The 18,120-nt window shown below is 63.0% G+C and carries 17 protein-coding genes and 1 pseudogene; 8 read left to right on the top strand and 10 right to left on the bottom strand.

Annotation, left to right across the window (positions count from 1 at the left end):
- Positions 1–152 precede the first annotated feature (152 nt).
- The 4 genes from ACPDZI_RS03875 to purH form a co-directional block, all read right to left on the bottom strand.
- Positions 153–707, bottom strand: a complete 555-nt coding sequence (locus tag ACPDZI_RS03875) for a cytochrome b/b6 domain-containing protein (protein ID WP_103829262.1) — start codon at positions 705–707, stop codon at positions 153–155.
- Positions 688–1,062 carry a cytochrome b562 gene (locus ACPDZI_RS03880; protein ID WP_011704785.1) on the bottom strand — a complete coding sequence of 125 codons (375 nt, stop codon included), beginning with the start codon at positions 1,060–1,062 and terminating at the stop codon, positions 688–690. The genes ACPDZI_RS03875 and ACPDZI_RS03880 overlap by 20 nt, the downstream gene beginning before the upstream one ends.
- 264 nt (positions 1,063–1,326) lie before the next feature.
- Positions 1,327–2,616, bottom strand: a complete 1,290-nt coding sequence (gene purD, locus ACPDZI_RS03885; RefSeq protein ID WP_438834050.1) for a phosphoribosylamine--glycine ligase — start codon at positions 2,614–2,616, stop codon at positions 1,327–1,329.
- A gap of 110 nt (positions 2,617–2,726) precedes the next feature.
- Positions 2,727–4,319 (bottom strand): bifunctional phosphoribosylaminoimidazolecarboxamide formyltransferase/IMP cyclohydrolase, encoded by a 1,593-nt coding sequence (gene purH, locus ACPDZI_RS03890; protein ID WP_323934667.1) that lies wholly within the window; start codon positions 4,317–4,319, stop codon positions 2,727–2,729.
- A gap of 411 nt (positions 4,320–4,730) precedes the next feature.
- On the opposite strand from purH, the gene zntR reads away from it, so the two are divergent.
- From zntR to ACPDZI_RS03905, 3 genes are all read left to right on the top strand, one after another.
- Entirely contained in the window at positions 4,731–5,168 is a 438-nt protein-coding gene (gene zntR / locus ACPDZI_RS03895; RefSeq protein ID WP_005309469.1) for a Zn(2+)-responsive transcriptional regulator, read from the top strand.
- The gene (locus tag ACPDZI_RS03900) at positions 5,158–5,694 is read left to right on the top strand and encodes a dihydrofolate reductase family protein (protein WP_438834051.1); all 537 of its coding nucleotides are present in this window, start codon (positions 5,158–5,160) and stop codon (positions 5,692–5,694) included. The genes zntR and ACPDZI_RS03900 overlap by 11 nt, the downstream gene beginning before the upstream one ends.
- A gap of 129 nt (positions 5,695–5,823) precedes the next feature.
- Positions 5,824–6,042 carry an alternative ribosome-rescue factor A gene (locus ACPDZI_RS03905; protein ID WP_017410628.1) on the top strand — a complete coding sequence of 73 codons (219 nt, stop codon included), beginning with the start codon at positions 5,824–5,826 and terminating at the stop codon, positions 6,040–6,042.
- A gap of 225 nt (positions 6,043–6,267) precedes the next feature.
- Here the strand turns inward: ACPDZI_RS03905 and hemW are convergent, their stop codons facing one another.
- Positions 6,268–7,413: a radical SAM family heme chaperone HemW gene (hemW, locus tag ACPDZI_RS03910; protein ID WP_438834052.1), complete on the bottom strand. Its 1,146-nt coding sequence runs from the start codon at positions 7,411–7,413 to the stop codon at positions 6,268–6,270.
- Between the two features lie 134 nt (positions 7,414–7,547).
- A complete protein-coding gene (rdgB, locus tag ACPDZI_RS03915; RefSeq protein WP_041217113.1) occupies positions 7,548–8,144 on the bottom strand; it encodes an RdgB/HAM1 family non-canonical purine NTP pyrophosphatase in 597 nt (198 codons plus the stop codon).
- 222 nt (positions 8,145–8,366) lie between these two features.
- On the opposite strand from rdgB, the pseudogene ACPDZI_RS03920 reads away from it, so the two are divergent.
- The 3 genes and pseudogenes from ACPDZI_RS03920 (at position 8,367) to ACPDZI_RS03930 (ending at position 11,242) form a co-directional block, all read left to right on the top strand.
- Positions 8,367–9,529: pseudogene (locus tag ACPDZI_RS03920) on the top strand (multidrug effflux MFS transporter).
- Positions 9,530–9,637: 108 nt separating this feature from the next.
- The gene (locus ACPDZI_RS03925) at positions 9,638–10,687 is read left to right on the top strand and encodes an oxidoreductase (protein ID WP_438834053.1); all 1,050 of its coding nucleotides are present in this window, start codon (positions 9,638–9,640) and stop codon (positions 10,685–10,687) included.
- Positions 10,688–10,996: 309 nt separating this feature from the next.
- Entirely contained in the window at positions 10,997–11,242 is a 246-nt protein-coding gene (locus ACPDZI_RS03930; protein WP_005309486.1) for a hypothetical protein, read from the top strand.
- A gap of 102 nt (positions 11,243–11,344) precedes the next feature.
- Here the strand turns inward: ACPDZI_RS03930 and rimJ are convergent, their stop codons facing one another.
- The gene (gene rimJ / locus ACPDZI_RS03935) at positions 11,345–11,896 is read right to left on the bottom strand and encodes a ribosomal protein S5-alanine N-acetyltransferase (protein ID WP_202012555.1); all 552 of its coding nucleotides are present in this window, start codon (positions 11,894–11,896) and stop codon (positions 11,345–11,347) included.
- A complete protein-coding gene (locus ACPDZI_RS03940; RefSeq protein WP_438834054.1) occupies positions 11,896–12,450 on the bottom strand; it encodes a GNAT family N-acetyltransferase in 555 nt (184 codons plus the stop codon). Before ACPDZI_RS03940 ends, rimJ begins: the two co-directional genes overlap by 1 nt.
- A 351-nt stretch (positions 12,451–12,801) precedes the next feature.
- Here ACPDZI_RS03940 and ACPDZI_RS03945 point away from each other — a divergent pair, with 351 nt between their 5' ends.
- On the top strand, positions 12,802–14,571 hold the full coding sequence (locus ACPDZI_RS03945) for a M4 family metallopeptidase (RefSeq protein ID WP_438834055.1): 1,770 nt from the start codon (positions 12,802–12,804) through the stop codon (positions 14,569–14,571).
- A 50-nt stretch (positions 14,572–14,621) separates the two neighbouring features.
- On the opposite strand, the gene ACPDZI_RS03950 is transcribed toward ACPDZI_RS03945, so the two are convergent.
- Positions 14,622–15,521: a LysR family transcriptional regulator gene (locus tag ACPDZI_RS03950; RefSeq protein WP_175610384.1), complete on the bottom strand. Its 900-nt coding sequence runs from the start codon at positions 15,519–15,521 to the stop codon at positions 14,622–14,624.
- 208 nt (positions 15,522–15,729) lie between these two features.
- Between ACPDZI_RS03950 and mdtH the strand changes: the two genes are divergently transcribed.
- Positions 15,730–16,923: a multidrug efflux MFS transporter MdtH gene (mdtH, locus tag ACPDZI_RS03955; protein ID WP_011704798.1), complete on the top strand. Its 1,194-nt coding sequence runs from the start codon at positions 15,730–15,732 to the stop codon at positions 16,921–16,923.
- 64 nt (positions 16,924–16,987) lie between these two features.
- Here mdtH and ACPDZI_RS03960 read toward each other — a convergent pair whose 3' ends face one another.
- Complete coding sequence (locus ACPDZI_RS03960) at positions 16,988–18,073, bottom strand: porin (RefSeq protein WP_135320524.1); 1,086 nt, start codon at positions 18,071–18,073, stop codon at positions 16,988–16,990.
- Between the last annotated feature and the right edge of the window lie 47 nt (positions 18,074–18,120).

Consider the following 18,120-nt stretch of genomic DNA (forward strand, 5'->3'; position numbering starts at 1 on the left):
AATTAATTAAGAAATGTGAATGAAAATGCTTTCATGGCCCCTAGCGATGCAAGTAGCGAAAGAGAGGGCAAGAGCCGGGGACCCGGCGGGTAGTGTGGGATCAGGGGAGTGGCAGAGCAATGAACAGGGGCCCAGCAGGGCCCCATGAGTATTCAGGCGTCGGATTCCTGCGGCAAGGCTCGGGCCTTGCCGCGGCGCCTTGGCAACATGCGCTTCACCAGATTGCTGCGCTGGCGCCAGGAGGTGAACAGGATGGCCAGCAGGTGCAGCGCTATCATGCCCTGCAGGGCCCAGGTACACCAGACGTGCCAGTCGTCCGCCCCCAGTTCGAACCCCATCTCGGTATTCTGGAACCAGCCGGTGCCGGCGGTGGCCAGGATCAGCAGCCAGAGTGTCCAGACCGCCAGCTTGCCGCTGCCGTGGTGACCGGGAGCCGGTGGCGTGCGCTCGCGCAGCTCCACCGCTTGCTGGCGAAAATCTTCCCGGCTTGGGATGAGGGCTCGCAACCGGGCATGGCCCTTGGCAAACGAGAGCCCCCACGCCAGGCGCAGGCTGATCAGGGCGATGGCCAGGTAACCCAGCCGTTCATGCCACTCCTCGCCCGCCTCGTTGAGCCAGAGGTTGCCGATACAGATGGCCGCCACACCCCAGTGGGTGAGGCGGACCAGACTATCCCAGTGGAAGGGATCAGCCTTTTTGCTTGGCATATTTGTGGTACTCCTTCTTCAGGTCGTTGACCTTGGCCAGGTGCTCGCGCGCCTTGGCTTCGTCACCCGCCTTGAGGGCTGCCAGGCTGGCATCCAGCTCGGTCTGCACTTCGTTCATGCCTTCCAGGAACTTCTCTTTCTTGGCGGCCGGCATGTTCTTCTGCTTGGCGATGTCGAACTGCGCCTTCATCTCGTTGATGTATTTTTCCATGGTGGCGGCATCGTCGGCCTTGACCGCCTGCTTGTAGTTGAAGCCGATCTTCTTCATCGGCTGTTCCAGCTCACCGGCCATGGCGGGCAGGGTCATCAGGCCAAACATCAGGGGCAGCAACAGGGGGCGAACAGTTTTCAACATGGGATTTCCTTATTTAAACGACATGCTTATCGATTCTATGTGGCTTCTTATGAACCCTTATTCGGATTCATCACAGGCATGATGCCATGACAGTGCGTGAACTGTTTGTGAATATTGCTGTTTTTTGTCACAAAGGGTAACAGGGAAGGGGGAGATGTAAGGGAGTTGCTGAGCCAAGCGAACCAGGCCATTCGAGCCATCTGCCGGGCTGCGCGACCGCGAGATAACACCAGATGAAGAGAGGGCCCTTGCGGGCCCTGTTGATTACCGCTGCTGTTCACGCTCGATGGCGCGCCAGCCGATGTCATGGCGGTAGAAGACGCCGTCCCACTTGATGCGACCCGCCAGCTGATAGGCCCGCTTTTGCGCCTCGGCCACGCTGTGACCGAGGGCAGTGGCGCACAGCACACGGCCACCGGCGGTCACCACGGTATCGCCTTCCAGCTGCGAGCCGGCGTGGAATACCTTCTCGCCGCTTGCCTCTTCCACCGGCAGGCCGCTGATGGGCTTACCCTGCTGGTAGTCGCCGGGGTAGCCGCCGGCCGCCAGCACCACGCCGATGGCGACGCGGGGGTCATAGATGGCTTCGACCTGATCCAGCTTGCCGGCACAGGCCGCCAGGCAGAGCTCCACCAGATCGGAGCGCATGCGCAGCATGATGGGCTGGGTCTCGGGATCGCCGAAGCGGCAGTTGAACTCGATCACCTTGGGGTTGCCCTGGCCGTCGATCATTAGGCCAGCGTAGAGGAAACCGGTGTAGACGTTGCCCTCGGCCGCCATGCCACGCACGGTCGGCATGATCACCTGCTCCATCACCTTGCGGTGCACGTCGGCAGTGACCACGGGGGCGGGGGAGTAGGCTCCCATGCCGCCGGTGTTGAGGCCGGTATCGCCATCACCGACTCGTTTGTGATCCTGGCTGGTGGCCATCGGCAGCACATGCTCGCCGTCCACCATGACGATGAAGCTCGCCTCTTCCCCGTCCAGAAACTCCTCGATCACTACCCGGGCCCCGGCGTCGCCAAAGGCATTGCCGGAGAGCATGTCGCGGACCGCCTCTTCCGCTTCGCTCAGGGTCATGGCAACGATGACCCCCTTGCCGGCGGCCAGGCCGTCAGCCTTGATGACGATGGGGGCGCCCTTCTCGCGCAGGTAGGCCAGTGCCGGCTCCACCTCGGTGAAGTTCTGGTACTCGGCGGTCGGGATGGCGTGGCGGGCCAGAAAATCCTTGGCAAACGCCTTGGAGCCTTCCAGCTGGGCGGCGGCGGCGGTCGGGCCGAAGATGGCCAGCCCCTCGGCGCGGAACGCATCGACCACCCCTTTCACCAGCGGTGCTTCCGGCCCGACGATGGTCAGACCGATGCGCTGCTCCTTGGCAAACGCCAGCAGGGCCGGTATGTCGGTGGCCGAGATGGCCACGTTCTCGATGCTCCCTTCATGGGCGGTGCCGGCATTGCCGGGGGCGACGAAGACCCGGGTCACCAGAGGGGATTGCTTGGCCTTCCAGGCCAGGGCGTGTTCACGGCCGCCGTTGCCAATGATCAGTACTTTCATCGTATCGCTCGCTTCTATTCGGGGTCACTGGCGGGCCTGGGGCCTGCGCCGGTGAAAATAGCCAGGTGAAAAGAGACAACAAAAGGGCCGCCGGTGGCGGCCCTGATCCATCAGTGACGGAAGTGGCGCATGTTGGTGAACAGCATGCACATGCCGTGTTCGTCGGCAGCGTCGATCACCTCCTGATCGCGCATCGAGCCACCGGGCTGGATGACGCAGGAGATGCCGGCTGCCGCTGCGGCGTCGATGCCGTCGCGGAACGGGAAGAAGGCGTCGGAAGCCATGACGGAGCCCGCCACGGTCAGCCCTTCATCCTCGGCCTTGATGCCGGCGATCTTGGCAGAGTAGACGCGGCTCATCTGGCCGGCGCCGACGCCGATGGTCTGGCCGTCTTTGGCATAGACGATGGCGTTGGATTTGACGAACTTGGCCACCTTCCAGCAGAACAGCAGATCGTTCAGCTCAGCCTCGGTGGGTTGACGCTTGCTGACCACGGTCAGATCCCCCAGGGTCACCATGCCAAGGTCACGCTCCTGCACCAGCAGGCCGCCGTTGACACGTTTGAAGTCAAAGCCTTGCGCCGGCGCGGTCCACTGACCGCACTCGAGCAGTCGCACGTTCTGCTTGGCGGCGACCGCGTCGCGGGCAGCCTGGCTGACGGTGGGGGCGATGATCACCTCGACGAACTGGCGCTCGACGATGGCCTTGGCTGTGGCGCCATCCAGTTCACGGTTGAAGGCGATGATGCCGCCAAACGCGGAGGTGGGGTCGGTCTGCCAGGCGCGCTCGTAGGCGCTAAGCAGGTCGCTGCCGATGGCCACGCCGCACGGATTGGCGTGCTTGACGATGACGCAGGCCGGCTGGTCGAACTCTTTGACGCACTCCAGCGCCGCGTCGGTGTCGGCGATGTTGTTGTAGGAGAGGGCCTTGCCCTGCAGCTGGATGGCGCTCGCCACCGAACCCGGTGCGGCCTGCTCCTCGGCATAGAAGGCGGCGGCCTGGTGGCTGTTCTCGCCGTAGCGCATGTCCTGCTTCTTGATGAACTGGCTGTTGAAGGTGCGCGGGAAGCGGGACTCCTCGTCACCCTCCTTGTTGTCACCGTAAGAGGGAACCATGGTGCCGAAGTAGTTGGCGATCATGCCGTCGTAGGCGGCGGTGTGCTCGAAGGCGGCAATGGCCAGATCGAAACGGGTCGCCAGTTTCAGGCTGTTGCCGTTGCCATCCATCTCGCAGATGACGCGGTCATAGTCGGCAGCCTTGACTACGATGGCCACATCTTTGTGGTTCTTGGCGGCGGAGCGAACCATGGTCGGGCCGCCGATATCGATGTTCTCGACCGCATCGGCCAGGGTGCAGCCGGGCTTGGCGACGGTAGCGGCGAAGGGATAGAGGTTGACCACGACCATGTCGATGGGGGAGATAGCGTGCTGGGCCATGATGGCGTCGTCTTGCTCGCGCCGGCCGAGAATGCCGCCGTGGACCTTGGGATGCAGGGTCTTGACCCGGCCATCCATCATTTCAGGGAATCCCGTGTAATCGGAAACCTCGGTCACCGGCAGACCGGCGTCGGCCAGCAGCTTGGCGGTACCGCCGGTGGAGAGCAGGGCCACGCCACGTTCGTTGAGTGCCTTGGCAAATTCCAGGATGCCAGTCTTGTCAGACACACTCAGCAGTGCACGGCGAATGGGTCGAGCTTGTTCCATCACACTATCGTCCTCAGCATAACGGGGACCGTTCCATGGGAGGCGAGGCTCAACACAGAGAGTCCCCAAATAAATGGAAGTGGGGGATTTCGCAAACCGCTCTCGCCTGAAAAACCTGCCGACAGGCAAAAGCGTTTTAGGAAATGCCCGCTTGACGCGACGCTCTCTTGTGGGCGCGTATTCTACACAAAAAATGTGACCCGTGGTGGATTTTTTAAAGTGACAAAGCCTTGTCTGGTGCGGTGTTAAACGTTTTCTGGTTGGTTTTTGTGAAACGTTTGTCTTTTCAGTCTCTTGATGGCAAAAGGGTGGCCGCGTCCTCTTTCCTGCTGCCGGCTGGCAATCGCCGGGCAAAGGGGCGATAGTGGGGGCCGGTTGTGGCTGTGTGGCAAATTCAACGGGAGAAAAGGCATGTATCGGATCGGGGAGCTGGCCAAGGCGTGCGGGGTGAAGGCGGATACCCTGCGTTTTTACGAGAAGAATGGTCTCATCTCGCCAGGCATTCGCAACGAGTCCGGCTATCGCCTCTATGGTGAGCAGGACAAGCGGCGGCTGGAGTTCATCATCCGCGCCAAGTCGGTGGGGTTCTCGCTGGCCGACATCGGCGAGCTGCTGGATCTCGATACCAACAAGGCCAAGGTCACCTGTCAGGAGGTGAAGGCGGTGGCCGACACCAAGCTCGAACAGGTGGAGCAGAAGATCGTTGAGCTGACCCGTTTTCGCGACAACCTGCGCGAGCTCTCCAACATCTGCTGCGGCGGCCCGCGCTCGGCGGAGCACTGCGCCATCCTGGAGACGCTGGAGTCCGGCGCCCCCTCCCGTCATGAGCACCACGACCATGAGCACTGAGCTGCACCGGCCCCGGGTATCCGCCTTTCTTGCCCTCTCCCTCGATGGCTTCATTGCCGGGGAGGGGGGCGATCTGGCCTGGCTTGAACCCTACAACGGCGACTCCCAGGAAGAGACCGGCTACAGCGCGCTGATGGCGAGCGTTGATACCCTGCTGATGGGGCGCAACAGCTACAACACTGTGCTCGGCTTTCCCGAGTGGTTTTATGGCGACAAGCCGGTGGTGGTATTGACCCACAGACCCGCCGCTCCCCGTGAGCATGTCTCCTTCCGGCAGGGGGCGCTGGCGCAAGTGCTGGACGAGCTGTGGCAGGCGGGCAGCCGCCATCTTTATCTGGATGGCGGCGAGGTGGTCAGGCAGGGACTGCAGGCCGCACTGGTGGACGAGCTGATCCTGTTCTGGGTGCCGGTCACCCTGGGAGGCGGGGTACCGCTCTTTGCAGGAACGCTGCCCGGCGCGCTGGTGCCGGTGTCGAGCACTGTGCTGCCAAGCGGGCTGGTGCGGGTCGTCTATCAACCGGCCTGAGGAGCTTACCAGCCCCCTTGCAGGCGGGCCGGGAGAGGTGCACAATCGGCACGTTTTTTCGCCGCCTGCCCCGGATCTGTGGTGGCAGGGGCGATGGGCAAACACGACCAACCGTATCAAGGAGCCGACATGGCCAAGAAGAAGGTGACCCGGGTCACCACCGAACCTGCCTGCGAACATCAGCGCGGCATCATTCAGGACAACCACCTCAAGGCACTGGTGACCTCTCCCCTGTTCCAGGCCCGGGTCGAACCGAGCAAGAAAGGCAAGGGCAGCTATCAGCGCAAGGCCAAGCACGGCAAGCGGTGGGAGCCCGGTCAACAGCAGATGGTACGCGTCTGCTGCTGAGCGGGTTCCTGCTTTGGAACCAGTCCACGATCTTGCTGCGAGGCCGTGATCAAGGCTCATGTGCTGCTCGCAATCCTCATGTGTACTTACACACTCCGGTTCCTGCGCTGCTCTTCACCTTGCTGACAGCCTCTCGCGACAGACCGTGAACAGGTTCTTGGAACCAAAACAAGCGGGGCGCTCATGGCGCCCCGCTTGTCTTCCATCTGGTTAAAGGCGGTTACCTCATTCGTCCATAAAGAGTTCGAGCAGCACGTTGAGATAGCGATGGCCGAGGGAGGTGAGCTGCCAGCTGTCGCCGAGATCTTCGATCAGCTCCTTGCTCTGGGCGATGGTCAGCATGGTTTCTACCCGTTCCAGCTGCAGGCCGGTGTAGGCCTCGAACTCCGCCTTGGGGGCCGGTTCAAACAATCTGAACCGGTTCATGAAGTATTCGAGCGGCAGATCGTCCGCACTCACCTGCCACTGCTCGTCCAGATAGGGGCGGATCGGGTCCAGATAGCCTTTCGGATGCTTCACCTTGGCGGTGCGCAGGATCTGCTGGTTGGCGAGATCCGTCACCTTGCCGTGGGCGCCGCAGCCGATCCCCAGATAGTCGCCGAAGCGCCAGTAGTTGAGGTTGTGGCGGCACTGGTAGCCCGCCTTGGCATAGGCCGAGATCTCGTACTGCTGATAGCCGTGGGCGGTGAGCATGGCGTGACCCTGCTCGTAGATGTCCCACAGGGTGTCATCCTCCGGCAGGGTGGGCGGCTTGGAGGCAAACGCCGTGTTCGGCTCTATGGTGAGCTGGTACCAGGAGAGGTGCGGCGGCGCACAGGCGATGGCCTGCTGCAGATCCGAGAGCGCGTCTGCCAGGCTCTGATCCGGCAGGCCGTGCATCAGATCCAGGTTGAAGGTGGGAAGCTTGATGGCGTGAGCCAGTTCGGCGGCCTTGCGCGCCTCTTCCGGGCCGTGAATGCGGCCGAGCCGGGTCAGCTTCTCCTGCTGGAAGCTCTGCACCCCGATGGAAATACGGTTGATGCCGGCCCGCTGGAAGCCGGCGAACTTGTCCGCCTCCACCGTGCCCGGGTTGGCCTCCATGGTGATCTCGCAGTCCGCGGTGAGTTCGATGCGCGCACGCACCCCGTCCAGCAGCGTCTGCATGGCCTCCACGGAGAGCAGGCTTGGCGTGCCGCCACCGATAAAGATGGAGGAGAGGGTGCGCCCCTGGGCCCAGTGCAGGTCTTGCTCCAGATCCTCCAGCAGGGCGGCAACGTACTCGAGGTGGGGCAGCTCTCCCTTCTGGGCATGGGAGTTGAAGTCGCAGTAGGGGCACTTCTGGACACACCAGGGCACGTGGATATAGAGGGAGAGGGGCGGCAGTTGCAGCATGGGGTTTCCAGTATTCAAAAAATCATCAGGGGTCGGGTTGCCCTTGTCGTCGATGACAACGGGCCGGGGCGCCGCGAACGAAACGGGGGCCGACGGCCCCCATTGTAGATGACAACGCGGCGGGAGACAGCGCTTTAGTTGACCGCCGCCAGGGCCGCCTTCAGCTTGGCCAGCGCCTGGCCGCGATGGCTGAGCTGGTTCTTGAGCTCGGCCGGCATCTGGGCCGAGGTGCAGTCGTGATCGGGTACGAAGAACACAGGGTCATAGCCGAAGCCGTGCTGGCCGCGCGGCTCGTCGATGATCATCCCTTCCCAGCTGGCCTGGCAGATGATGGGGGTGGGATCGTCGGCGTGGCGCATGTAGACCAGCACGCACCAGAAACGGGCGCTCTTGAGATACTCAGGGGCCCCTTTCAGCTCGCCCAGCAGCTTGTCGATGTTGTCCTTGTCGCTGGCACCTTCACCGGCAAAGCGGGCGGAGTAGACGCCGGGACGGCCGTGCAGCAGATCCACTTCCAGGCCGGAGTCGTCGGCAACCGCCGGCAGGCCGGTGATGCGGGCGGCGTGGCGGGCCTTGATGATGGCATTCTCGACGAAGGTGGTGCCGGTCTCGTCGGCATCGGAGACTGCAAACTCGCTCTGCGGGATCACCTGGATCTTCATATCGGCCAGCATGGCGGCCAATTCCTTCACCTTTTTCTGGTTCCCTGTTGCCAGGACAAGCTTGTTCATCGAGCACCTCCGCAAAAATAATCTGCGCATTCTATGCGGGGCTGGCGCCCAGGAAAAGCGCCAATTGCCCTGGATCGCCTTCACCGGGGTCATGGCAAGATGTGGATAAAATGAATGTTTCCTGAATGGAATAACAGAAGTGATTAAATACCATTTCAATTCATTACTGTGAGCCAGTAGACTCGCGCCCCAATCTATTTTCCCCATGCCACGAGGTGACTGATGCCATTGATTCTTTTGCTTGTCCTACTGGTGCTGTTCAGTCCGCTGGCCATCGACATATACCTGCCCGCCATCCCGCAGATGGCCGAGCAGCTGGGGGCCGAGGTGACTCTGATGCAGGGCACCATCACCTGGTTCCTGTTCAGCATGGGACTGGGGCAACTGCTGGTGGGGCCGCTGGCCGATCGCTACGGCCGCAAGCCCATCGCCCTTGGCGGCGTGCTGCTCTACGGTCTGAGCGCCCTGGGGGCTGGCTTTGCCGCCAGCCTGGGCGAGCTGATGCTGGCGCGGGTGCTGCAGGGTTTTGGCGCCTGTGCCACCTCGGTCGCCGCCTTCTCGGTGGTGCGTGACAGCTACGGCCCCAAGAAGAGCGGTCAGATGATCTCCTACCTGAACGGTGCCATCTGCTTTATTCCGGCCCTGGCCCCCTTGCTCGGTGGCTGGCTCACCGCCAAGGCGGGCTGGTCGGCCAACTTCTGGTTCATGGCCGGTTATGCGGTCATCGTCGGTAGCTGGCTGCTGTGGCGGATGCCGGAGACCCGCCCGGAAGAGACCAGCAGCAGCGGCCCGCTCATCAGCTGGTCGCGCTACAGCCCGGTGCTGCGCTCCCCGAGCTTCCTGTTCAACGCGACGCTGTGCATGCTGGCGATGGCGGTGATCCTGGCCTATGTCACCGCGGCGCCGGTGCAATTGATGGTGAAGCTGGGGCTGGACATGAGCGGCTTCAGCTACTGGTTCACCGCCAACGCGGCACTCAACATCCTGGCCTGCTTCCTGGCACCCCGTTTCATCGCCAGAGTGGGGCCAAGACGCACCCTGCGCATCGGCCTGCTGGTGCTGCTGCTCTCCGCCATCGCCTTGACCCTGGCCATGCACATCGAGCATCCGCTGGCCATGATGGGCCCGGTGTTCCTCTCCAGTATCGGCTTTGCCATGATCCTGGGCGCGGCCGCCGGCATGGCGCTGGCACCGTTCGGCCACTGCGCCGGCACCGCCGCCGCCCTGCTCGGTCTGTTCCAGATGAGCGGCTCAGGTGCGCTGGTGGGCTTCATCGGTGTACTGATGCATGATCCGCTCAGCCAGCTGGCGCTGCACATGTGGCTGCTGCTGCCCCCCTGTTGATGCTGATGACCCGCCAGGGCCGGCGCTTGTGTTTGCAATAAATCCTGTGCTCTGATGGGCACACTCAGGGGGCCTTGGGCCCCCTTCATTATTTGGCAGGCAAGGGTTTGCCTGCGCCCCGTGACACAGCTACCCGTGGAGAAAACCGGATGAGCCACACAATCAATGCCGCCCTGGTGGGCTACGGCTTTGCAGGCCAAACCTTTCACGCCCCGTTTCTGACCAGCACGCCCGGGCTCTCCCTCGGCTGGGTGGTGAGCCGCGATGCCGCCAAGGTGCAGAGCGATCTGCCCGGTTGCCGGGTCGGTTCGCTGGCCGAGGTGCTGGCGGACCCGTCGGTCGACCTGGTGGTGATCGCCACCCCCAACGACACTCATGCCCCCATCGCCCGTGAGGCCCTGCTGGCCGGCAAGCACGTGGTGATCGACAAGCCGTTCGCCCTGGATTTGGCCGAGGCGAAGGCGCTGGTCGAGCTGGCGGAGAAGCAGCAGCGGCTGCTCAGCATCTTCCACAACCGACGCTGGGACGGTGACTTTCTCACCGTACGCCGCCTGCTGGCGGAAGGAGCGCTCGGTCAGGTTGCCCAGTTCGAATCCCACTTCGATCGCTATCGTCCCGAGGTGCGCCAGCGCTGGCGCGAGGCGGGCGGTCCGGGTTCCGGCCTCTGGTTCGATCTCGGCCCCCACATCCTCGATCAGTCGCTCCAGCTGTTCGGTCAGCCGGACTGGCTGCAGGCGGATCTGGCTCAGCAGCGCCCCGCTGCCCTGGCGGATGACTACTTCCACGTGGTGCTCGGCTATGGCGAGATGCGGGTCGTGTTGCACGGCAGCTGCCTGGTGTCGGCCACCATGCCGCGGTTCGTCATCCACGGTAGCGAGGGCTCCTTCATCAAGTTCGGCATGGATGTGCAGGAGGATCAGCTCAAGCTCGGCAAGCGGCCGCCGGCGGCAGACTGGGGAGTGGACAACGAACCCGGCCAGCTCAGCCGGATCCGCGATGGTCAGCTGCAGCAGCAGAGCGTGGCTGGCGAGGCGGGGGACTACGGCGCCTACTATCGCGGCGTCTGCGCCGCCATCCGTGGGGAGGGGGCGAACCCGGTGCCGGCCGGCGAGGCACTGGCGGTGATGGCGCTGCTGGACCTGGCCCGCGATAGCGCCCGCGAGGGGAAACGACTGGCTTGTCAGATCCTGTCTGACTGAGGCGCTGTCCGCACGCGGTTGTCGGCACAAGGCAATAGCCGTTTATTGCCAGCAACCACGGGGCCTGTGGCGTTTTATTGTACGAAACTGCGCCGTTTACAGTGTTTTGTATTAATATTTGTCGTTGTAGTAGTTCTTTTCATCCAGCCAACGAGAAAATATCATTGTGATACTCGTTTTCATTGGGCGCGTATGGGGATATATTTCGCGCGCCTCTTGGCTCCCGGCATATGGGTTTTTCACCGGGTGAAAGGACGCACTGTGATGGTTGTACCAACCATCTCTCCATATTTTTCTGAGGGTATGCACATGAACAAAGTACTGGTAGCCGGTATCCTGGGTCTGATGTTGACCGCTTGTGGTCAGAAAGAAGAAGCCGCCGCTCCGGCTGCTACTCCGGCCGCCGACGTTGCTGCAACTGTTGAGAAAGCCGCTAGCGAAGCCACCTCTACCGTAGAGAAGGCCGCTTCCGAAGCGACTGCAACCGTTGAGAAGGCTGCCGCTGACGTAGCCACCAAGGCAGAAGCCGCAGTGAGCGATGCCAAGGCCAACTAAGCCTGCACCTCATCTGAAGAACGGGCCCGAAGGCAACTTCGGGCCCGTTTTTTTATGCCCGTTCCTCGGCCTTGACGGGATTCTTGCCGGCTCGGAAACCGGTTAGAGCGCGGGGTTGAGGCGCGCGGTGAGGATATGATCCTCCCAGCGGCCGTTGATCATCAGGTAGTCTTTGGCGTACCCCTCCCGCTCGAAGCCGAGCCGCTCGAGCAGGGCGCCGCTGCGCTGATTCGACGGCATGTAGCCGGCCATGATGCGGTGCAGGCCGTGTTCCCGGAACAGGTAGTCGATGCCGGCCTCGACGATTTCCTGCATCAGCCCCTGTCCCTGGTGGGCCTGGTCGATGGCGTAACCCAGATGGCATGCCTTGAAGGCGCCCATCAGGATGTTGGTGAAGTTGCAGGTGGCGATCACCTGCTCACCATGGGGATCGAGCGCCACCAGATGCACCCCGCTGCCATTGAAAAACTGGCCATAGCTGTCGCGCAGCCGGCCGTGCCAGTGGCTCAGGGTGTAGAAACTCTCGTCCCGGCTGGGCTCCCAGGGGGCGAGGTGGGCGCGGTTGCGCAGATAGAAATCCAGCATCAGGTCGGCCCGCTCGGGGGGCAGTATGGTGAGCTGGCTGCGGGCCGTGCACAGGTGTGGCAGTGCCATCAGTGATCCCTCTGCCTGAGCCACTCATCGCGCAGCAGGCTGTAGTGAACGTGATCCACGATGCGGTCGGCCAGCCGCTCGGCACGGCGGGTGATGCCCTCCTGCTGCATGCCGAGGCGCTCGCAGACGGCCCGGCTGGGCTCGTTGTCGGTGGCGGCGCTGATCTCCACCTTCTCCATCCCCATCTCCTCGAAGGCGTGATGGATCAGGGACTGGCAGGCGCGGGTGATGATGCCGTTGCCCTGCCAGCGCTCGGCCAGCCAGTAGCCGATGCTGACCTTGGCCAGCGCCCGGTCGATCTGGTTGTAACCGATGACGCCGACCACTTCCCCCTGATACTCGATGGCGGTGGTCAGCCCCTCGCCGCGGGCAAACTTCTCGATGGCGTGGCGGATGAAGGTGGCGCTGTCGGCGGGCTGCTGAATGTAGGGCGGCCAGGGCAGCCACTGGGTCAGGTAGTCGCGGTTCTCCCGACACAGGGCAAAGAGTTCGCTGGCCATGTCGGGCTGCAGGAACAGCAGCGCCAGCTCGTCGTCCAGTTGCCATGAAAACATCCGCACCTCCCCTCCAGTCAGGGCCCGAAGCGGGCCGCCAAACCGCCAATGTAGCCAATCAACCCCTTGTACGCCAAGGGTTTTCCATCTGTTCTTGCGCCCCGCCATCCCCATATGGAGGGGCGATTGGCGGCGGCCAGAAAGCGCCTGGCCATTGTTCGGCTTTTTTTGGTGTTATTCGCCATTTTGAACTCTTCCCACGCTACCAAACAGGGGCAACAGCAGATCCTGCTATGGGTTTGTGCTGCTCTGTCACATATGACAGGCAGCAATCTTGAACGTGCCAACTAGTGTAGGAGCGCCGGGCAACGGACCCGACGTGTAATCTTCATCGACTTAAGGAAAAGACGGATGAACAAAGTCTATTTGGCCGTGGTATTGGTCTGCTGGGGAAGCGCAGCGCTGGCTGCAGAACAGGTGGATGTGCATCAGGTAGCGGGCATTCAAGGGGCGCCGAGCGGCGCTGCCGGGGTGAGCGCGCTGGCAGGGGATGGCGAGTTTCGTCAGGTGCGGGCGGTCAAGCTGCCCAACGGTCAGCAGCGGGTACGCTATGAGCAGACCTGGCACGGGATCCCGGTCTGGGGCCAGGTGCTGGTGGCCGAGCAGTCCCTCGGCGGGCAGATAAGCCAGGTCTCCGGCCAGATCCTGCGCCAGATCGATGCCGACGTGGCCAGCCCGACCGCCGCCCTGTCGCCGGCCGATGCCGCCAGCAAGGCACGAGCCGGGGCCAAGGGCAGCAACGAGCGGGTCAAGCTGTTCGTGATGCAGGATGAGGCCGGTCAGGCCCGCCTGGTCTATCTGGTCTCCTGGCTGGCGGCGAGCGATGAGCCGAGCCGCCCCTTCGTGGTGATCGATGCCCAGAACGGCAGCGAGCTCAAGCGCTGGGAAGGGATCAACCACAAGGACGCCACCGGCCCGGGTGGCAACGTCAAGACCGGCAAGTATTTCTACGGCGCCGACTTCGGCCCGCTGCTGGTGGATGACAACTGCCGGATGAGCAGCCCGAACGTGGACACCCTCAACATGAATCACGCCACCACGGGCGGCGCCATTCATCAGTTCACCTGCCCGGAGAACACGGTCAAGGAGATCAACGGCGCCTACTCGCCGCTCAACGACGCCCACTACTTCGGCAACGTGGTGTTCGACATGTACCGCAACTGGTACAACACGGCGCCGCTGACCTTCAAGCTTAAGATGCGGGTGCACTACAGCCGCAACTACGAGAATGCCTTCTGGGACGGCAGCCAGATGACCTTCGGTGACGGCGCCACCACCTTCTACCCGTTGGTGAGCCTGGACGTGGCGGCCCACGAGGTGAGCCACGGCTTTACCGAACAGAACTCCGGGCTGGTCTACTCCGGTCAGTCAGGCGGCATCAACGAGGCCTTTTCCGACATGGCGGGGGAAGCGGCCGAGAACTACATGAAGGGCAGCAACGACTGGCTGGTGGGCGCCCAGATCTTCAAGGGCAACGGCTCGCTGCGCTACTTCGAGGATCCGACCCGGGACGGCAGCTCCATCGGCCATGCCAGCGACTACTACGATGGCATCGACGTGCACCACAGCTCCGGTGTCTACAACCGCGCCTTCTACCTGCTGGCCAACACCAGCGGCTGGAACACCCGCAAGGCCTTTGAAGTGTTCGTGCTGGCCAACCGTCTCTACTGGGGCGCCAACACCACCTTCGATCAGGGCGCCTGCGGCGTGACCAAGGCGGCTACCGATCTGGGCTACAGCGTGACCGACGTGACGGCGGCCTTTACCACGGTCGGGGTCAATGCCACCTGTGGCGGCACCACGCCACAGCCGGGCAGCGTGCTGCAAAACGGGGTGCCGGTGACCGGTCTCTCCGCCGCCAAGGGTGGCAAGCTGAATTTCACCATCGACGTGCCGGCCGGCAAGAGCCAGCTGGTGATCGCCAGCAGCGGCGGTACCGGCGATGCGGATCTCTATGTGAAGTTCGGCAGCGTGCCGACCAGCAGCAGCTATGACTGCCGCCCCTACAAGAGCGGCAACGCCGAGACCTGTACCCTGAACTCGCCCAAGGCGGGGACCTGGAACGTGCAGCTGAGCGCCTACAGCGCCTTCTCGGGGGTGACCCTCAAGGCCAGCTACTGAGCCTGAGTCACCGTAACAGAGATAGAGCGCCGGACTTGTCCGGCGCTTTTTTATGGGGATTTGCCCGCCCAGCGCCGAGCCAGGGTACGGGCGGCCTCCAGCACCCGCTCCTTGGCGGGATTGGGCCGTTTGCCGCTGCGCCAGGCCATCATGACATCCCAGTGATCCGGCGGCAGATCCACCACGTCCAGTTGCACCAGCCGGCCGAACTCCAGATCCCGGGCGATGGCGAGCGCCGGCATCAGGGTGATGAAGCCGTGTTCCAGCGCCAGCTCCCGCGCCGCGCTGGCAGGCTGGATGGCGTGCAGCGGGCTCGCCACCTGGCGCAGCAGGCGCAACTGCAGGATCAGCTCGTCGCAGCCGGTGCCCCACTGCTGGGGGGCCAGCCGCTCGTTGGCGATGTCCTGCAGGGTCAGGCCCTGCCGCCCGGCCAGCGGATGGGTGGCACAGGCCACGGCTATGATGGGGGAGCGATAGAGCAACTCGAGCTGGATGCCGGCGATGGCCGGGCACTTGAGGATGAAGCCGACGTCGGTCTCGCCGGTCAGCAGCTCCTGCATGATGATGCCGGAGTGATCCGTGTTGCAGCGGATCTCGAAGGTTTCATCGACCAGTGCCAGCAGCAGGGGGCCGAACACCACGGTCGTCAGGGAGGGCAGGCAGGCGAGCCGGATGCGCGGCAGCGCCGGCGCTCCCTGCATTGCCAGGCGACCCCCTTCCAGCGCACTCAATGCCGCACTCGCGGCTGGCAGGAACTGCTCGCAGGCCGGGGTGGGGGTGGCGCCGCGCCGGTGGCGGCGAAACAGGGGCTGGCCCAGATCCTGTTCCAGCACGGCGATCCGCTGGCTCACCATGGGTTGTGACCAGCCGCGCACGGCGGCCGCCTTGCTGAAGCTGCCGCGATTGACCACATCCAGCAGCAATTGCAGATCGTCGAGGGTCATAGCCATAACATAATCCAATATAAAATATAGCCAGTTGTCGGCTACCACTATATCTGGCGTCCTTCCAGAATAGCAGTATCAATCGTTGTGCTTTGGCATATTGCCATATTGGTTCAGGGGCTTGTTGCACCTTGAGCCCGTTTGGTGACGGCGTCATTCGGGCGATGAGACGAATTAATCGGCATGTCATCAGAAAAACAGGGGACGGGTAGTCATGGTGGAGCGGGCGAGGCGGCTGGGGCGGTGGTTTTTGGCGTTGGATTCCCTGTTGGTGATCCTGGGGTTCTTCGTGGTGATGCCCATGATCAGCCTGCGCTTCGTGGATCAACTCGGCTGGGCGGCCGGGGTGGTCGGGCTGGCGCTGGGATTGCGCCAGCTGACCCAGCAGGGGCTGGGCATTTTGGGTGGCTCGCTGGCGGACAAGTTCGGCGCGCGGCCGCTCATCGTGGGCGGCATGCTGCTGCGGGCGGCGGGATTTGCCAGCCTGGCCTATGCCCAGAGCGGGCTGGAGCTGATCCTCTCCTGCGTCATCTCGGGGCTGGGAGGCTGTCTGTTCGATCCGCCCCGCGCCGCGCTGGTGATCAAATTCACCCGGCCCCGTCAGCGTGGGCGTTACATCTCGTTGCTGATGATGCTGGAGAGCGCCGGTGCCGTGGTGGGGGCCCTGCTCGGCAGCTGGCTGCTCAACTTCGATTTCGAGTATGTCTGCCTGCTGGGGGCCGGCCTGTTTGTCTGCGCCGCGCTGTGCAACCTGCTGATCCTGCCCGCCTACAAACTCTCGGTGAGGCCAACCCCAATCCGCGCCGGCCTCGGCCAGGTGCTGGCGGACAAGGCGTTCTGCCGGCTGGTGCTGATCCTGAGCGGCTACTACGCACTCTGGGTCCAGGTGATGCTGATCTTCCCCATCCTGGTCAAGCAGATGGCGGGCACCACCACGGCGGTGGGCTGGATGTATACCCTGGAAACCGCCATCTCGCTGGCGCTGCTCTATCCGCTGGCGCGCTATGGCGAGCGCCACTTCAAACTGGAGAGCCGCTTGATGGCCGGGGTGCTGCTGATGACCACCGGCATCGGGCTGGTGGCCTTTGCCAACACCCTGCCTGCGGTATTCATGCTGCTGGCCTGCTTCTATCTGGGAATCGTCATCGCGGAACCGGCGCGGGAGACGCTGATGACCAAACTGGCGCAGCCGGGGGCGCGCGGCAGCTACATGGGTTTCAGCCGGCTGGGGCTGGCGTTGGGGGGCATGACGGGTTACGTGGGGGGCGGCGCGCTGCATGACTACGCCATGCTGCAGGGTCAGCCCTGGTTACCCTGGCTGGTACTGGGAACGGTGGGGGTGACGACCTTGTTGCTGCTGGTGAACTGTTTTCACCGCGAGCCGAGTCTGGCGCGGGTCAACATCTGACGGGCAATAAAAAACCGGCCGCTGGGCGGCCGGTAAAAAATACAGTAGGCAATTCAGGGAAGACTTAGAAGTTGTACTGCAGGGCTACGGCGACCACGTCGTCGGTGTTCTTGCCCAGCGAGTTGGTGTGGGTACCGTTGGCGTTGTCCAGCAGGTTGATCTTGTAATCAACGTAGGCGTTGAAGTTGTCGGTGAAGTTGTACCAGGCACCGATGGAGACGTACTCGGTGGCGGTGTCATCGATGCCGCGAGCGTTGTCCTTCACATCAGTACGCAGGTAGGCCAGGGACGGCTTGAACTTGCCGAAGGCGTACTGGGCGACGGCTTCGTAGCCATCCATCTTCTCGGCGTAGCCGTTGTTGACGAACAGGTGGTCTTCACCGTGGGAGTAGGTGGCTGCCAGGTAGAGGTCGCCGACGGCGTACTTGGCACCGACACCGTACAGCTTGGCGTCGCGGTCACCGCCGAAGGCGGCGTTGGCGGCCTGCTCGTCGGTCTTGCCAGCCTGGTTGTATGCGGTACCTAGGCTCAGGCCCATGTCGAAGTCATAGTTGGCAGACACGGCGAAGCCTTCGGCGGAGCCCTTCGGATTCCAGGTACCGTTGGTGGCAGTCAGGTTGGAGCGATCTGCGTTCTGCGGATCGTTGTTGCCGGTGAACTGGGCACCCAGGGTCAGGCCCTGATAGGTGTAGATGTACTGGGCCAGGCCGTTGGTACGACCGGTACCGAACACTTCGGTGTCCTTGCCCAGACCGTCACCACCCCACTCTGGCAGCACGTCGGTGTAGTTGTTCACTGCTTTGGTGAACAGACCATCCTGGCGACCATAGCTGAAGGCACCGAAACGATCGTGTTTGATGCCGGCGTAGGCATAGCGCAGTTCGTCATTGTCGGAGCCGGAGACCGGCAGGTTGTATTCAGCGAAGCCGAACGCGGTCAGCTCGTTGTCGATCTTGGTTTCACCGGCAACGTGCAGACGCAGGTAGCTCTGGTCACCTTCAGAACCGTTGTTATCAGTGCCGTAGTACATGCCTTGAGCGCGACCACCGATGTCGAGTTTGGTGTCGTTCTGGTTGTAGACGGTAGCGGCTTGCGCACCACCGGCCAGCAGCACGCTGGAGATGGCCATGGTCAATGCTGTCTTTTTCATTGTTCGTTCCTCTGGTGTAAACACTGTCGGACCTGTGCTCGGCCCTG

Source organism: Aeromonas oralensis, from assembly GCF_049665575.1.
Taxonomy (GTDB): domain Bacteria; phylum Pseudomonadota; class Gammaproteobacteria; order Enterobacterales; family Aeromonadaceae; genus Aeromonas; species Aeromonas hydrophila.

What these genes read in the sequence shown, in the direction of transcription:
- rdgB (WP_041217113.1), bottom strand. Translation starts at nt 8,144, where the DNA reads ATGAACAAGCTTGTCCTGGCAACAGGGAACCAGAAAAAGGTGAAGGAA.
- ACPDZI_RS03925 (WP_438834053.1), top strand. Translation starts at nt 9,638, where the DNA reads ATGAGCCACACAATCAATGCCGCCCTGGTGGGCTACGGCTTTGCAGGC.
- rimJ (WP_202012555.1), bottom strand. Translation starts at nt 11,896, where the DNA reads ATGGCACTGCCACACCTGTGCACGGCCCGCAGCCAGCTCACCATACTG.
- purH (WP_323934667.1), bottom strand. Translation starts at nt 4,319, where the DNA reads ATGGAACAAGCTCGACCCATTCGCCGTGCACTGCTGAGTGTGTCTGAC.
- ACPDZI_RS03880 (WP_011704785.1), bottom strand. Translation starts at nt 1,062, where the DNA reads ATGTTGAAAACTGTTCGCCCCCTGTTGCTGCCCCTGATGTTTGGCCTG.
- zntR (WP_005309469.1), top strand. Translation starts at nt 4,731, where the DNA reads ATGTATCGGATCGGGGAGCTGGCCAAGGCGTGCGGGGTGAAGGCGGAT.
- ACPDZI_RS03940 (WP_438834054.1), bottom strand. Translation starts at nt 12,450, where the DNA reads ATGTTTTCATGGCAACTGGACGACGAGCTGGCGCTGCTGTTCCTGCAG.
- ACPDZI_RS03875 (WP_103829262.1), bottom strand. Translation starts at nt 707, where the DNA reads ATGCCAAGCAAAAAGGCTGATCCCTTCCACTGGGATAGTCTGGTCCGC.
- ACPDZI_RS03900 (WP_438834051.1), top strand. Translation starts at nt 5,158, where the DNA reads ATGAGCACTGAGCTGCACCGGCCCCGGGTATCCGCCTTTCTTGCCCTC.
- ACPDZI_RS03950 (WP_175610384.1), bottom strand. Translation starts at nt 15,521, where the DNA reads ATGGCTATGACCCTCGACGATCTGCAATTGCTGCTGGATGTGGTCAAT.
- ACPDZI_RS03905 (WP_017410628.1), top strand. Translation starts at nt 5,824, where the DNA reads ATGGCCAAGAAGAAGGTGACCCGGGTCACCACCGAACCTGCCTGCGAA.
- mdtH (WP_011704798.1), top strand. Translation starts at nt 15,730, where the DNA reads ATGGTGGAGCGGGCGAGGCGGCTGGGGCGGTGGTTTTTGGCGTTGGAT.
- ACPDZI_RS03930 (WP_005309486.1), top strand. Translation starts at nt 10,997, where the DNA reads ATGAACAAAGTACTGGTAGCCGGTATCCTGGGTCTGATGTTGACCGCT.
- ACPDZI_RS03960 (WP_135320524.1), bottom strand. Translation starts at nt 18,073, where the DNA reads ATGAAAAAGACAGCATTGACCATGGCCATCTCCAGCGTGCTGCTGGCC.
- hemW (WP_438834052.1), bottom strand. Translation starts at nt 7,413, where the DNA reads ATGCTGCAACTGCCGCCCCTCTCCCTCTATATCCACGTGCCCTGGTGT.
- ACPDZI_RS03945 (WP_438834055.1), top strand. Translation starts at nt 12,802, where the DNA reads ATGAACAAAGTCTATTTGGCCGTGGTATTGGTCTGCTGGGGAAGCGCA.
- purD (WP_438834050.1), bottom strand. Translation starts at nt 2,616, where the DNA reads ATGAAAGTACTGATCATTGGCAACGGCGGCCGTGAACACGCCCTGGCC.